The organism is Methylobacterium sp. Leaf111 (genome assembly GCF_001423285.1).
Lineage (GTDB): Bacteria > Pseudomonadota > Alphaproteobacteria > Rhizobiales > Beijerinckiaceae > Methylobacterium.
The window spans coordinates 44,393-57,385 of record NZ_LMNE01000034.1 but is presented as its reverse complement, the minus strand read 5'-3'; the positions used below and the strand labels follow the sequence as shown (position 1 = coordinate 57,385).

The window sequence follows — 12,993 nt, the reverse complement described above, 5'->3', positions numbered from 1 at the left end:
GCCTCAAGGACGCGGAAGGGCAGGGGTGGGTCGAATGCGGATGGCCCGCTTCACGATGGGGTCATACGCACACCGGACGGCAACGATGTCGGGAAACAGCGGTCGTTCCGACATCAGACGTCGCCGAGGCGGCTGTCAGCCGACCTTCAGGCCGGCCTAAAACGCGAAGGCCCACCGTTTCGGTCCGCGGTCTTCCGGTGACAGGTAAGGAAGCTTTAACCACCTTGACCGAAACTGCATCTATCAGATCGGAGATGGGGTGTTTGCCTCGGTCCGAGCCGATCACGCTGCTGGCCGACACGGCCCGCCGCAATACGGTACGACTGAAGCCGGTTGGTCCGATGGGAGCGGGAGCCTTGCTCGCCTGTCGCGCTGACCGGCTTCGCCATGCGTGGGACAGACGTAACATGTTGCGGGAATAGCGCTTCCACGTGATCAGGCGTAGGCTCGCCGGATGTTCAGGTGGCGCATCTACCTTGTGACGACAGCGGTGCTTACACTTCCTATCAGTGGCTTCTGGCTTCATGCCTGGCACATCGGGGCCGGCTTGAATTGGCTTGAGCCGGACGTCGATTTGTTGGTGATCGCAGCTCTTTCCGTCGGAGCCAGTGCGTTTCTGGCCTTTTCCGTGACGAGATCGATTGCGCGGTCCCAGGCCCGTCAGGAATTGTAGCTGACGAGCGCGACCACCCACGATCCGTGATCCTTCACGAGGGCCTGTGCTCCAGCCTCGCTGGCCGTCGGAGCATGAGAGCCGGATGGCTGGATCTCATAGACGTCATAGCTTGCCGCCGTGCTCGTTGGCCCGACGTGACCAAATCCGCGAGCCGCACGGCCATGATGGCGGTCAAAGAGAAAGACCGCATCATCCGGGGAAGCTACGTTCCCGGCTTGACCAAAGCGTGCCGTGTCGCCGTAGACGCGGCCCGTAGCTCTCTCGATTGCGATGTAGTGTGCCATGCGAATTCGTCCCGCCCTTTCCGATTACACACGGTCGCCGCGTGCCATCTCGAACGCGCGGTCGATGGCCTGAACGACCTGCTTTGGCGCGAGATGATGGATCATGTGGCCCATGCCCGGGACGACGATGAATTCGCTCTGAGGCAAGGCGTGGTGCAATCGCTCGGATTGACGTTCGACATCTGCGATCTGATCGTCGGCCCCGGCGATGATGACGACGGGCAATTTGAGTTCGCGGTAGTGCGCCTGCAGTTCGACCGTCACCGGGGTCATCAACGCAGCATCCTCAGCGGATGCTCGGAGCTGCAGAGGTCGCAGCATCATCTCCTTGGGGAACTCCCGATCAAACCGCTCCGGCACGCGAGCCGGCGCGAACATCCCCTTGATCATGCCCGGCATGAGAGCCCGACCAACGAGTGGCGATACGGTGTAGCGCAGGACGTCCCCAATGCCGGGGATCGCCGGGGGTGAAGCCAGGATCACATCGGCCCGCAGCGTCGGGTAGTAGTAGCCCGAAGCCAAGACGAGGCTCCGCACGAGGCTTGGCGCCTGCAGCGCCAGCGCGATGGCGACAAGGCCGCCCCAGGAGTGCCCAAGGACCACCGCGTTCGAGACGCCAAGCCGCTCCAGAGCCTTTTCGTACAACGTCGCATGAGCCCGCGGGGTCCAGATCCCGCGGGGCCGGCTGCTGTAGCCATAGCCCGGCCGGTCGAAGATGATGACCCGGTAGCGCTTGGCAAGTTCGTCCACGATTCCGCTGACCAGGAAGTCCTGGATCATCGTGCCGTTGCCGTGGATCAGCACCAAGGGCTGACCGTGGCCTCGGACGATGTAGTGCAAGCGCACACCATCCACGGTCATGAAGTCGCCGATGGGCCGCGTGCGCCGCTCGGCTTCGCGGGCGCTCACGACCGCAAACAGCGCGGATGCACCAAGAGCAGCAGCAGACCCGATGAGAGCGGGAACCAGCCAGGGCGTGGTCGAGCGGCGCGTCATAGTGTGATCCTCTGTGGTGAAAGTGGCTCCCTGATCGAGGAGACGGTGCGCGTGCGATGGGAGTCGAGCGTTCTCAGGGACGAGGGGCGGTTTCCAGGAGCCGGGGTGCCATCGCGGCGAGAGCCAGGAGTGGCCCTGGCATCACGACGCCGGCCCGCCGCATGGTCTGAGCAGCGGCTCGGCAACCCTGGATGTCGTTCGTGCCCGCCGCGCTCTCGATCTGCTGCACGTTCTCGGCGGAAGGTTTGGGAGCCGCGGGCGCAGCCGGGACCGTCGCAGACGCGACCTTCGCAGGTCCCGATGCCGTGGCCGTGGAGCCTGCCGGAGCGGCCTTGTTCTGCGCCTCACCCTGGGGACCAGCCGCACCCGGTCCGGAGGACGTGATCTGCCCGCTCTGACCCGAGGTGTTCTGGGGCGTGCCCGGAGCTGAGGGCTTCGCTGACGTATCGTCACTCTTCTTGGCCGTCACCGCCGTAGCGAGCTGTGGCGGTGCCTCCGCGGCCTTTGTCGCGGCCTCGGGCTGTTTCACGAAGGCAACGAGTTCCGTGCAAAGGTTCGCAGGCCTACCGGTTCCGCCGCTGCTATCGGGCGTGGGCTGACTCAATGCGCCTTGAGCGCGTGCAAGGGCTGGGTTCAGAACCAGCGCGGCGATCGTCATCGCCTTTAAAGCCCGCATGTCGATGTCCTTGGATCAGCCGGGAACGGCGCAGACGCGTTCGGAGGTGCTGATCACAAGAAACTGATCGCAGGGTGATTGGTTGCGATGGAACCTCGATGATGAACCCCAGAAAGCACTAGACATTCGCTTGAATGGCCGGGATGTCGAAGATCCGATTGTTTTCCGATTACCCTTGCCGGGCCCGATCTACGCACCCTTGAGACGCCCCATCTCTGTCGGGAAAGATAGGATTGGATTTCCATTGCGGATGAAACGTACCGGAATCACTATTCCGATATGCCCTCGTCTCGACCCTCGACCTGCAGCGTGATGCGCTGACACGAGCCGGCTGCGAGTGCCTGCTCGAGGAGAAGACGTTCGATAAGGCCGGGATCAAGGGCCCCGAGTTCGAGGCGGCCCTCGCCTCACTCCGCCCCACCGACGTGCTCGTCGTCTGGACGCTCGCTCGTCCAGATGATGCGCACCATCGACTCTCTCGATCGCGGCCATTGCCACGCGCCTCGGGGTTAGCCGGGACACGCTCTTCAGCGAGTTCCTCCAGGCCCGCCCCCGCAGCGAGGCAGACGTAGCGGATCCGGCGCGAGCACCGCTTCGTCTACCCCACCGACTGGCCGCATCTCTCGGCCGTGATCCGCTTCGAGCGAGCCAAGGGACGTTGCGAGGTCTGCGCCCGTCCGCATGGACGGCGCGTCTTCCATCTGACGGATGGGCACTGGTGGGACGGAGGGGAGGGCTCCTGGCGTGACGGGGCAGGGCGCTTCGTCTGTCCGGCGAGTGGGGCCGACGATGCTCTGGGTACCGTACGAACCACACGCGTGATCCTGGCCACCGGCGACCGCGACACGACGAACAACGCGACTCGGGACCCTTCGGCCTTCGGCCAGCGCAGCCTCATGAACCCCCATCGACCCGAGCACCAGCGCCGGCGCTGGTATACCTTGTTCAGGCGCAACGCTTTAGGTGATCTCTTCAGGGCCCGTACTAGATTTGCATGTACCCAATGTCTCACAGGAAGTTCCGCAGAGACACAAAATTCTTTTCCCGGGTAATTTCATTGGTTGTTAACCCGGCAATCGGGATATTGGCTCGAGTTTGATGTATTAATGCAACAAAATGGTATAGTAGATGCCTGATCGGCGGCGATTCAAAAGACAGCAATGCAATCTGGAGGCGAGGATCTTCGTTCCGCTCTCAAGTAACCCTATTCCTTGCCTCATCACAGATATCTCCACTCACGGAAGCTTCGTGCGTACGCCGAAGAACGCGCCCATCCCGGCAAATTTCGATCTTGCGATCGGCTTGAGCAGCCTACCCCGTGCGTGTCGCATCGCCCGGCGAGAAGCGGACGGCTATGGCATCGAATTCCTTGATCCAGTTCGTCATGAAATAGAGGAAATCCTCATCGAGACCGCGTTCAAGGAAGACCTCGTCTTCGAAGCGCTCAACCCAGCCCTGGACAGCGAAGCCACGATGACCCGGGTGCGTCTTCGTCGAGCCGTCGACGCGGTGATGGATCTGATCGAGCGGCGCAACGCCATGGGCTGGGCGTATATCGAGCCCTTGCCGGATCCGTTTGATCAATCTCGGGAAGCGCTTCGCAGCACCAGCGCGGCTCTGATGCCGGCCTCGACCGCAAAGCTCTTGGCGCCTCCCTTCAGCAAGGGGCAAGGCCGTCGTTCGGCGGCTCTGTAACCGCTGCACCACGAGCGATGTTTCTCGTTCGTTCCGCAGGCCGAAGGTCTCGCCTCAGGAGGGGTCTTGGATCAGAAGAGGGGGCATTCCAGCTTCTGGTCCCGTGTCATGCTCCTCGCTTCCCATTCCGTCCTCCGGCAGCATCGCGAAGTCGTCGCCGTGATGGCCACCTATGAGATGTTCCTCGGCGGCATGCTGGTGCTCGCCTGGGCGATCTCCTGAGGGAGTCCGTGGATCGGTACAAGGCCATCGTGCATCGCGCGGCAGGGATCCGCGGCCGGGGGCCGCGCTGTCCCGGGTGGTGGCGTTCAGCGAGCTGAGATAGACCCGCCGCCCCAGGATGGGTGTGATAGGGGACGGAATGAGCGACCAGCGCAGCGCCGATTTCCTTGCCGTGGTCATCGAGAATGCGGAGCTGCGCCGGCAACTCGCGGAGGTTCAGGACCAATGCGTCGAGCTGGCGGTCGACGCGGGTGAGCAGCACGCCGCGAACGAGGCCCTGCGTCTCCGACTGGCGCAGGCCGAGCGCGAGTGCGATGCCTGGCGCGCAGAGGCCGAACAGGGGCGGCGCACGGGCTGACTGTCGGGGGGGACCGCACCATTCGACCACCGGTTCGACTGATCGAGGCTCGTGAAGCCGATCGTTCCCGCGCAAGCCAAAAGGCCTTCCAGGCGTTCCATGTCGTGCCGACGGCGGCCAAAGCCGAGATGCCTGAACGGGGAGGGCATGCGAACGGGTTGCCCGCGGAGACGGTCGAGGTACGCGATGACGTGATCGCCCGGGGCGAGGCGCATCGGAACGAGACCATCGCAACCCTTCATGCCCTCGGCAGCCGGGGGGAGCGTTCGACGGCGAACCTTTGAATGCGAGGGCAGATCGAGGGCACGCTCGCCGCGATGCGGTGGCGTCGCGCCTGACTGCACGCGCTAGAGCCACGCACCGGGTAACCCGCCTGCCACGCGGCTCATTCCCAGTCGATCTCCAGGGAGCGCTCGAACGCCCCATCGCCGAGCTCCTTGCCTTTGGGATCGACGACCACGACGTCCCGAAAGCCTCGCCGCCGCAGCTCCCACGTCTTCTCCATCGCCTGTTCGTCCGTGCCGCAGGCGAAGGTCATCACCCTGCCACTCGGATCAGTCCCCTTCACTGTGAACACGACATCGTCTCCGCTCTCGACCGGGATATGGGGTTGGCATTTGCGAGATCGTAGCCCGGATCGGATCACAGGTGGCCAAGTGGGGCAGCCTGGATCCTGGATCGGAAACGTCCGCTCAGGCAATGTCTCTGGTATACCTCTATCAAATGCAACGCCTTGGGATGTCTCTTCGGTGCCCCGTGCCTGACCAGCCGAGGCCGGATTTGCGACGCTCAGTTTTAATCCGGTGCAGTGCGTGTCCCCTGGCACGTCAAGAATGAAATTAGCTCCCCATATTGGTTTCAGACAGAGAGAAACGAACCAGGACATTGGTTCGTACTGTGAAGGAGCTCGTAAGCTTTAATGAAGACCCGTATCGCCGCCCTCGCCACCGCCCTTGTCCTTGGCGTTGCTCCGATCTCGTCCGCCATGGCCTATGACAGCCCCTCTCGCTACACGTCGTTCGCACCCTACGACGACGAGACCACGGGCTCGATCACCGATGTGCGCCGTCCTCCGGCCTATCTCGGTTGCCCGATGAGCTCGGCCGCCGAGGGCAACGCCAACCAGCAGAACTTCCCCACCCAGCAGTATGGCCAGACCTCGGGCGGAAACCGCTGCTGATTGGGCTCGCGACGGAGACTCCCATGCTGCTGAAAGGTTTCTCCACCGCGATGATCGCTGCCTTCGCGGGTGGCATCGTCTGCACCATCGTCGGCTCCGCCAACGCCTCCTTGAGCCTGTAAAGGCCGAGCCCTACGGATATGCCTTCGAGACCCGCCTGGCCCTGGCCGCGGCGGGTCTCTTGCTATGCTTGACAGCTTTTCGAAGCGCAGCGTGACGCTCCCCTTGGCAAGGCGTTTCTGCCCTCTGTCCCCGGTCTGCACAGGTCGTCCACAAAGCGTTTGACCCGCGCCCGTCCAGAATGTTCCTGCTTTGTACTGAAGGGGGGACAAGACCCATGACCGCAACGCAGATCGCCGAGATGGCGTCCATGAGCGAGGCCGAGATGATCGCTCTGGCCTACGCAGAAGCGGCCGGTGGCGATGCCCGCCGGGCCCTGCTGCAGGCCATCGAGGACATCCTGAGCTTGGAGGCGAAGCTGGCCACGGCCGAACGGCGGATCTCCTATGGCTACGTTCGCGGTGCCGGACCCGGTCGGGGCACCTGACGTGGAGCGCCTGTGCGATGTCCGCGCCGAACGCATCGTCCTCCTGTACAGTCCCTGCGGACGGCGCGGATCCTATGTGATCGAGCGACTGCGCCAGCGCTTCGGCGCGCATGCCTCGGTGCTGGACGTGTACCTGGCTCTCACGCAAACCTGCCGCTTCCAGCGCGAGGTTGGAAGCCGGACCCCCAACGTCTACGGCATCACGTGCCGGGCCAAGCTCGACACCACGGGTGGCCCTGAACCCGCGGGGCTGCCGTCGAGGACCTGAGCCATGTGCAACCTCTACAGCCTGGTCACGCCCCAGGCCGAGATCCGCGCTTCCTTCGGCGTGTCGGTCGATCGCACCGGCAACCTGCCGCCGCTGCCGGGCATCTTCCCCGATCAGCGCGCGCCCATCGTGCGCGTGACCGAGGACGGCGAACGCGTCCTGGAGATGTTGCGCTGGGGCATCCCGGGCCCGAAGTCGTTCGGCGAGCATCCTGTGACCAACGTGCGCAACGTGAAGAGCCCGCACTGGCGGCCCTGGCTCAGGCCGGAGTACCGCTGCCTGGTACCGGTCTCCTCGTTCAGCGAGTACGCCGACACCAAGCCGCGAAAGACACCGACCTGGTTCGCTCTCGGCGAGGACCGGCCGCTGTTTGCGTTCGCCGGCATCTGGCGCCCCTGGACGGGGGTGCGCGGCACGAAGGCCGAGAACCCCGACCGCATCGAGGAGGAGCACCACCTGTTCTCCTTCCTGACCTGCGAGGCCAACGGTATCGTCGGCCCGGTCCACCCGAAGGCCATGCCGGTGCTGCTGACGACGCCGGAGGCGTGGAGCACCTGGCTCGCGGCCCCGACCGAGATTGCGCTCAAGCTTCAGCGTCCCCTGCCGGATGCGATGATGCGGATCGTGGCGACGGGATCTCGAAAGGATCCGGCAGAGTGAAAAATCGAGCGGCTTCGCAAATTCCTACCTTGTCATTTGATTAACTTAGCTGCCAAACAAGCAAATCAGATTAAAGACGATCTTCACCGGGCTACGTTATCAATCCATCTGGTCGAGAGAGAAAAAGATCTACTCATACAACGCCTGATGGCAGAAGCGAAAAACTGCGATGATCCACCAGCTTGTTTATTACAGCCGCAACGTCGTCCTCGGCAACGACCGGGCGATGTTGACGAATTTGCGGGAGATCGTCACAGCCTCACAGCGCAACAACAGCCGAGACGGGATCACCGGGTTCCTGATCTTCGACAAGACCTGGTTCATCCAGATCCTGGAGGGTGAGCAGGCGCAGGTAAGCGCGACTTATACTCGTATTGCACGGGATCCGCGCCACACGACGGCGACCATCATGGATGCGCGCAACAGTCCGAGCCGCTCCTTTCCCAACTGGACCATGGGAGGCGCCATGCGGACGCCGGAGGTGGAAGAGGTCTACCTGCAGCATGGCATCGGCAGCGCCATCGAGCCCACACGCCTGAAGAGCACGCAGATCATCAACCTCGCGCTCGACCTCCAGGCCTTCGATGCCGCCAAGCGTCAGGCGCAGCGTCTCGCCAGCTAACGGTATCCCACCGTCATTCTTGGGGCGCCGATCACCACTCTGGCCTTACTTGAATCGAACGCCGTGGGAGGCCTCGGTCGCTGTTCAGCGGCTGAGGCGCAGCCCGAGATCTCGCCGGTCGTTGGAGCGGAAGACCGAACGCCGACGAGGTTCAGGTCTTGATGCCCGCGAAGGTCTTCGAGATCGGCGGCTGGGCTCGCGCTTCCCGATGTTCACGAGCGTCGGGACCGAACGCGCAGCGGCGATGGGCGGTGTGACAATCACACCCCTGGCCTGATCAGGATCGTTCACTAGAACGCTTCTGATCACCGGGACGGCCGACACTTGAACGACTACGAAGACGGCGCGCGCATCGACGCCGAGATCACCAGCTCCGTCGTCGGCTCCGATCCCTTCGCCGCTGCCGTGCGCGCGACGCGCATGCCGATGGTGATCACCGATCCGCGGTTGCCCGACAATCCCATCGTGTACGTGAACGACGCGTTCGTGAAGCTCACCGGCTACGAACGCTCGGAGATCATCGGACGCAACTGCCGTTTCCTGCAGGGCCCCGAGACGAACCCCGAGGACGTCAAGCGGGTCAGGGACGCCATCGACCGGCGCGTCACCATCGAGATCGACCTGAAGAACCACCGCAAGGACGGCATCGCTTTCTGGAACCGCCTCCTCGTCTCGCCTGTCTTCGCGCCCGACGGCGAACTGACTTACTTCTTCGCCTCGCAGTATGACGTGACCCTCGAAAAGGAGCGGCTTGTCGTCCTCCAGAAGGACCGCGACGCCCTGGAGGCGGAGTCGGCCCGCCGCTCCCTCGAACTCATCGAGAGCGAGGAGCGCCTCCGATTTACCCTGAAGGCCGGACGCCTCGGAGCCTGGACGCTCGATCTCGGCGTCATGCGCCTGGTCTCGTCGGATGGGTTCAAGGAGAACCTTGGTCGCCCGCAGAACGAACCGCTGACCTACGAGGAGATGCTCAAGGCCATCCATCCGGAGGATCTCCCCAGGAAGCTCGCGGCCCGGGACGCTGCGATTGCCGGCCACTCGGACTACGACGTCGAGATCCGTATCATCACTCCGCGAGGCGAGACACGCTGGCTGCAGTTTCGCGGCCAGGCCTCGTACCGCGCGGATGGCACACCTCTGAGCATCGCCGGGATCAGCCTGGACATCACGGACCGCAAGCGGGCCGAAGAGCACCGCGACCTCCTTGCGGGCGAGCTCAACCACCGCATCCAGAACACCCTGGCGACCGTCCAATCCATCTCCCGCCAGACGCTGCGGGGTGCCGCTTCCTTGGAGGAGGCGCAGGTCGCGATGGAGTCCCGCCTACGTTCCTTGTCGGCCGCGACGGAAATGCTGGCCCGGGGCAGTGGCGATTGGGCGACTCTGACGGAGGTCGTCATTGCGGCGCTGCACCCGTTCGGCGTCGAGCAGGGTCATCGCTTCAAGATCGGTGGACCGATCCTGCGCCTCGCACCGCGCGTCGCCCTGGCCTTCGCGCTCGCCATCCACGAACTCGCGACGAATTCCGTCAAGTACGGTTCCCTCTCGCGGGACGACGGTCGGGTGATCGTGAGCTGGGATATCGTGGACGGGTCCAGTCCCGACCGGCTCTGGTTTCAGTGGCAGGAGGTCGGTGGACCCCGGGTCTCGCGACCGACGCGGACCGGCTTCGGCTCCCGCATGATCGAACGCGCCCTGGCCCAGGAGATCGGAGGGACGGCGGAGATCGATTACCGCCCGCGCGGCGTCGTGTTCACGGCCGAGGCGCCGCTGCTGGAGATCACCCGAGACTGAAGGGGCGCCGTTCGGTCTGGTATCCTCATTCTGGTAAACGCCATCCAGACGTCAGGCCGCGTGGTGGATGGCGTCGACGACCTGGGAGGAGCTGTAGGGTTTGGCGACGAACAACCCGTGATCCGGCATATCCCGATTCACGAACCGGTTGCGTCCCGAGGTCACGACGAGCCGGATGTCGGGCCAGGCGTGGTGGACGCGCTCGGCCAGGGTCACTCCGCACATAGACCCGGGCATATCGACGTCCGTGAAGAGCACGCCGATGTCCGAACGCTCGTGAAGGATGAACCAGGCTTCATCGGCTTGACGTGCCTCGACCACCGAGAAGCCGGCATCCTCCAGCATGTCGACCGCCATCATGCGGACGAGGTCATCGTCCTCGACCACAAGCACCAACGATGTTTCGGGATCGCGTTTCCTCGACATTGCTGTTCAACAAGCGACCTCCGGAACGGTTGCCTGTTGGATCGTTAGGCCCAGGGGCATTCCCGACCTTGGCCGCCTCGGTGTTTGATCCCGCGGTGTGGTGATATGGCTGAGCACCATGCTGCGAGGGACGCGCTCTGGTCCGGGTTCTCCCTGGAAGCGGGGCACTCCGTCGCGCGATCCGGTGACGTGAAGAGAGCGTAAGGGCGCTGGCCCGGCGCTGCGGCGTCAGCCCGGCAGCTTTGCCAGGGCGGCGGCGTCGCGCCCGACCACGGGGGCGAGCTGGGGCACGCCCTCGGCCTTCATGCGCTCCACCAGCCCGACCTTGATCTTCGGGATCAGCCCGGGACCGGCATAGACGAGGCTCGAATAGAGCTGGAGCAGGCTGGCGCCGGCCCGGATCTTGGTCCAGGCGGCCTCCGCCGAGTCGATGCCGCCGACGCCGACCAGGGGAAGCTTTCCGCCGACCCGCAGATAGGTCTCGGCGAGGAGACGAGTTGCCGCCGCGAAGAGCGGCCGGCCCGAGAGGCCGCCGGTCTCGCGGGCGAGGCTCGCCTCGCGAAGGGTCCCGGGCCGGGCGATGGTGGTGTTGGACACGACCAGACCCTGGACGCCGCGCCGCAGGGCGGTGGCCGTCATCGCGTCGAGGGCGTCGAGGGTGATGTCGGGCGCGATCTTCAGCAGGATGGCGGAGGCCGGATGGGTCGTGTCGCGGGCCTCGACCACCCGGGCGAGCAACTCGTCCAGGAAGGCTTCGCCCTGGAGGTCCCGCAGGCCGGGGGTGTTCGGCGAGGAGACGTTGACGGTGACGAAATCCACCAGCGGCGCCAGGGCGCGGGTGCAGGTCACGTAGTCGGCGAGGCGGTTGGTCGAATCCTTGTTGGCGCCGATATTGACGCCGATGCGCCCCGGCCGGCCCTGGCGGGCGGCGAGGCGGCCTCGCACCACCTCGAGGCCCTCGCTGTTCAGGCCGAAGCGGTTGATGACCGCTTGGTCCTGTGCCAGCCGGAAGACCCGGGGGCGGGGATTGCCCGGCTGCGCCTTCGGAACGACGCCGCCGACCTCGACGAAGCCGAAGCCGAGTCCGAGGAGGGCATCGGGCACCTCGGCGCCCTTGTCGAAGCCCGCCGCGAGACCGACCGGATTCGGAAACCGGCGGCCCAGGGCCTCGACGGCAAGGCGTGCATCGTCGGCCGGCGGCCGGCGCGGGGGCAGGGCGGCGAGGCCGCGCAGCGTGAGATTGTGCGCCGTCTCGGCATCGAGGCGGTGCAGCAGGGGCTTGGCCAGGGGGAAGAGGGCGCCGATCATGCCGGGCGTCCTTCGGCACGGGGGCCCGCGCCGGCGAGGGGGGCTGCGCCGAGATCGCGCGGGAAGACGTGGCGCCCGTCGGCCCCGAGGGGCAGGTCGGTCACGGACCGGACGGCCTTCAGGTCCAGGACGGCGTAGAGGTGCGGGAACAGATCGCCCCCCCGCGACGGTTCGTATCGCAGGGCCGGCCCGAGATCTTCGGCCTCCACGGCGACCAGAACGAGGTCCTCGACGCCGGCGAAGTGGCGGGCCGCGGTCTCCCCCACCTGAGCGGCGGTGGAGAAATGGATGTAGCCGTCGGTGCGGTCGATCGGGGCGCCCTCGAAGCGGCCGATATCCTCGGCCCTGCGCCAGAGGGCCCGGGGGGAGATCTTGTAGATGAGCGCCATGCCCGCTCCGTACCGGGTTTCGCAGGGCCGATCAAACGCCGCCGCGACGTCCGAAACTGCAACCTCACGGACTAAGTTGACATCATGAGTTGCCAGGACCCCAGGATGAAGCGACCGGCTGAATCGGCAGCCTTCGCACCATTGCCATCCGAGTAGAATAGTTCTACTTTCCTAACTCTAGGCTGGACGTCTTACCCGTAATACGCTTTGAGCTTTCGATGCTGTCTCATGAACAGATTTGGACCGCAATCGACCGCCTAGCGGAACGTCACGGATTCTCCGCGTCCGGTCTCGCTCGGCGGGCCGGACTGGACGCGACGAGCTTCAATCGCTCGAAGCGCATCGGCCCCGATGGCCGCAAGCGCTGGCCCTCCACCGAATCGGTCTCGAAGGTGCTGGCTGCCACCGGGGCGAGCCTCGACGAATTTCTCCGTCTGATCGAAGCGCGCGATGGACCGCCGCGCACCATGATCCCGCTGATCGGCATGACCCAGGCCGGCGCCGGGCGCCTCTTCACCGACGAGGGCATGCCCACCGGCGGTCCCGGCTGGGAGGAGATCGAGTTTCCGGACCTGGCCGACGATCGCGCCTTCGCCCTGGAGGTGCAGGGCGATTCGATGGCGCCCCTCTATCGCGACGGCGACGTGCTCATCGTCTCGCCGACCGCCGGGGTCCGCAAGGGCGACCGGGTGGTGGTGCGGCTCGCGGCCGGCGAGGTGCTGGCCAAGGAACTGAAGCGCAAGACCGCACGCACCATCGAGCTCGCCTCGCTGAACCCGGACCACGAGGACCGGGTCGTCAACGTCAGCGACATCGCTTGGATCGGCCGGGTGATGTGGGTGCGCCAGTAGCGTCTCCGGCGCAGCTTTGCCGTTCTCCCGGTTGGGGCTAT

17 protein-coding genes and 1 pseudogene are annotated in these 12,993 nt (G+C 65.0%); 12 read left to right on the top strand and 6 right to left on the bottom strand.

Annotation, left to right across the window (positions count from 1 at the left end; translation table 11 throughout):
• Window positions 1-660: 660 nt before the first annotated feature.
• Both ASF41_RS25035 and ASF41_RS15380 read right to left on the bottom strand, forming a co-directional pair.
• The gene (locus tag ASF41_RS25035; protein WP_156389575.1) at window positions 661-960 is read right to left on the bottom strand and encodes a hypothetical protein; all 300 of its coding nucleotides are present in this window, start codon (window positions 958-960) and stop codon (window positions 661-663) included.
• 24 nt (window positions 961-984) lie between these two features.
• On the bottom strand, window positions 985-1,956 hold the full coding sequence (locus ASF41_RS15380; protein WP_056494679.1) for an alpha/beta fold hydrolase: 972 nt from the start codon (window positions 1,954-1,956) through the stop codon (window positions 985-987).
• A gap of 978 nt (window positions 1,957-2,934) precedes the next feature.
• On the opposite strand from ASF41_RS15380, the pseudogene ASF41_RS26680 reads away from it, so the two are divergent.
• The 5 genes and pseudogenes from ASF41_RS26680 to ASF41_RS15370 all read left to right on the top strand — a co-directional run.
• Window positions 2,935-3,112, top strand: a pseudogene (locus tag ASF41_RS26680) (recombinase family protein); the annotation flags it as partial.
• Window positions 3,113-3,207: 95 nt separating this feature from the next.
• A complete protein-coding gene (locus tag ASF41_RS26175) occupies window positions 3,208-3,684 on the top strand; it encodes a hypothetical protein (RefSeq protein ID WP_244479680.1) in 477 nt (158 codons plus the stop codon).
• A 76-nt stretch (window positions 3,685-3,760) separates the two neighbouring features.
• A complete protein-coding gene (locus ASF41_RS24015) occupies window positions 3,761-4,327 on the top strand; it encodes a PilZ domain-containing protein (RefSeq protein WP_082487656.1) in 567 nt (188 codons plus the stop codon).
• Between the two features lie 66 nt (window positions 4,328-4,393).
• The gene (locus ASF41_RS25800; RefSeq protein WP_210166990.1) at window positions 4,394-4,549 is read left to right on the top strand and encodes a hypothetical protein; all 156 of its coding nucleotides are present in this window, start codon (window positions 4,394-4,396) and stop codon (window positions 4,547-4,549) included.
• Window positions 4,550-4,688: 139 nt separating this feature from the next.
• On the top strand, window positions 4,689-4,907 hold the full coding sequence (locus ASF41_RS15370) for a hypothetical protein (RefSeq protein WP_056218723.1): 219 nt from the start codon (window positions 4,689-4,691) through the stop codon (window positions 4,905-4,907).
• 385 nt (window positions 4,908-5,292) lie between these two features.
• On the opposite strand, the gene ASF41_RS15365 is transcribed toward ASF41_RS15370, so the two are convergent.
• The gene (locus tag ASF41_RS15365) at window positions 5,293-5,484 is read right to left on the bottom strand and encodes a hypothetical protein (protein WP_056494673.1); all 192 of its coding nucleotides are present in this window, start codon (window positions 5,482-5,484) and stop codon (window positions 5,293-5,295) included.
• Window positions 5,485-5,826: 342 nt separating this feature from the next.
• Between ASF41_RS15365 and ASF41_RS15360 the strand changes: the two genes are divergently transcribed.
• The 6 genes from ASF41_RS15360 to ASF41_RS15335 all read left to right on the top strand — a co-directional run bounded on the left by ASF41_RS15360 (window position 5,827) and on the right by ASF41_RS15335 (window position 9,978).
• A complete protein-coding gene (locus tag ASF41_RS15360) occupies window positions 5,827-6,087 on the top strand; it encodes a hypothetical protein (protein WP_056494670.1) in 261 nt (86 codons plus the stop codon).
• Window positions 6,088-6,424: 337 nt separating this feature from the next.
• Window positions 6,425-6,634, top strand: a complete 210-nt coding sequence (locus ASF41_RS15355) for a hypothetical protein (protein ID WP_056218733.1) — start codon at window positions 6,425-6,427, stop codon at window positions 6,632-6,634.
• Window positions 6,594-6,902, top strand: coding sequence for a hypothetical protein (locus tag ASF41_RS15350; protein WP_244479673.1), 309 nt, complete (start codon window positions 6,594-6,596; stop codon window positions 6,900-6,902). Before ASF41_RS15355 ends, ASF41_RS15350 begins: the two co-directional genes overlap by 41 nt.
• Window positions 6,903-6,905: 3 nt before the next feature.
• Entirely contained in the window at window positions 6,906-7,562 is a 657-nt protein-coding gene (locus ASF41_RS15345; protein WP_056494664.1) for an SOS response-associated peptidase, read from the top strand.
• A gap of 169 nt (window positions 7,563-7,731) precedes the next feature.
• On the top strand, window positions 7,732-8,184 hold the full coding sequence (locus tag ASF41_RS15340; RefSeq protein WP_056218743.1) for a BLUF domain-containing protein: 453 nt from the start codon (window positions 7,732-7,734) through the stop codon (window positions 8,182-8,184).
• 324 nt (window positions 8,185-8,508) lie between these two features.
• A complete protein-coding gene (locus ASF41_RS15335; protein ID WP_056494661.1) occupies window positions 8,509-9,978 on the top strand; it encodes a PAS domain S-box protein in 1,470 nt (489 codons plus the stop codon).
• Window positions 9,979-10,029: 51 nt separating this feature from the next.
• On the opposite strand, the gene ASF41_RS15330 is transcribed toward ASF41_RS15335, so the two are convergent.
• The 3 genes from ASF41_RS15330 to ASF41_RS15320 all read right to left on the bottom strand — a co-directional run bounded on the left by ASF41_RS15330 (window position 10,030) and on the right by ASF41_RS15320 (window position 12,101).
• Window positions 10,030-10,404 (bottom strand): response regulator, encoded by a 375-nt coding sequence (locus tag ASF41_RS15330; protein ID WP_056494658.1) that lies wholly within the window; start codon window positions 10,402-10,404, stop codon window positions 10,030-10,032.
• Window positions 10,405-10,632: 228 nt separating this feature from the next.
• Complete coding sequence (locus ASF41_RS15325; RefSeq protein ID WP_056494655.1) at window positions 10,633-11,712, bottom strand: quinone-dependent dihydroorotate dehydrogenase; 1,080 nt, start codon at window positions 11,710-11,712, stop codon at window positions 10,633-10,635.
• Window positions 11,709-12,101 carry a DUF952 domain-containing protein gene (locus ASF41_RS15320; RefSeq protein WP_056494651.1) on the bottom strand — a complete coding sequence of 131 codons (393 nt, stop codon included), beginning with the start codon at window positions 12,099-12,101 and terminating at the stop codon, window positions 11,709-11,711. Before ASF41_RS15320 ends, ASF41_RS15325 begins: the two co-directional genes overlap by 4 nt.
• 218 nt (window positions 12,102-12,319) lie before the next feature.
• Here ASF41_RS15320 and ASF41_RS15315 point away from each other — a divergent pair, with 218 nt between their 5' ends.
• Entirely contained in the window at window positions 12,320-12,952 is a 633-nt protein-coding gene (locus ASF41_RS15315; protein ID WP_056273458.1) for a helix-turn-helix transcriptional regulator, read from the top strand.
• The last annotated feature ends 41 nt before the right edge of the window (window positions 12,953-12,993 follow it).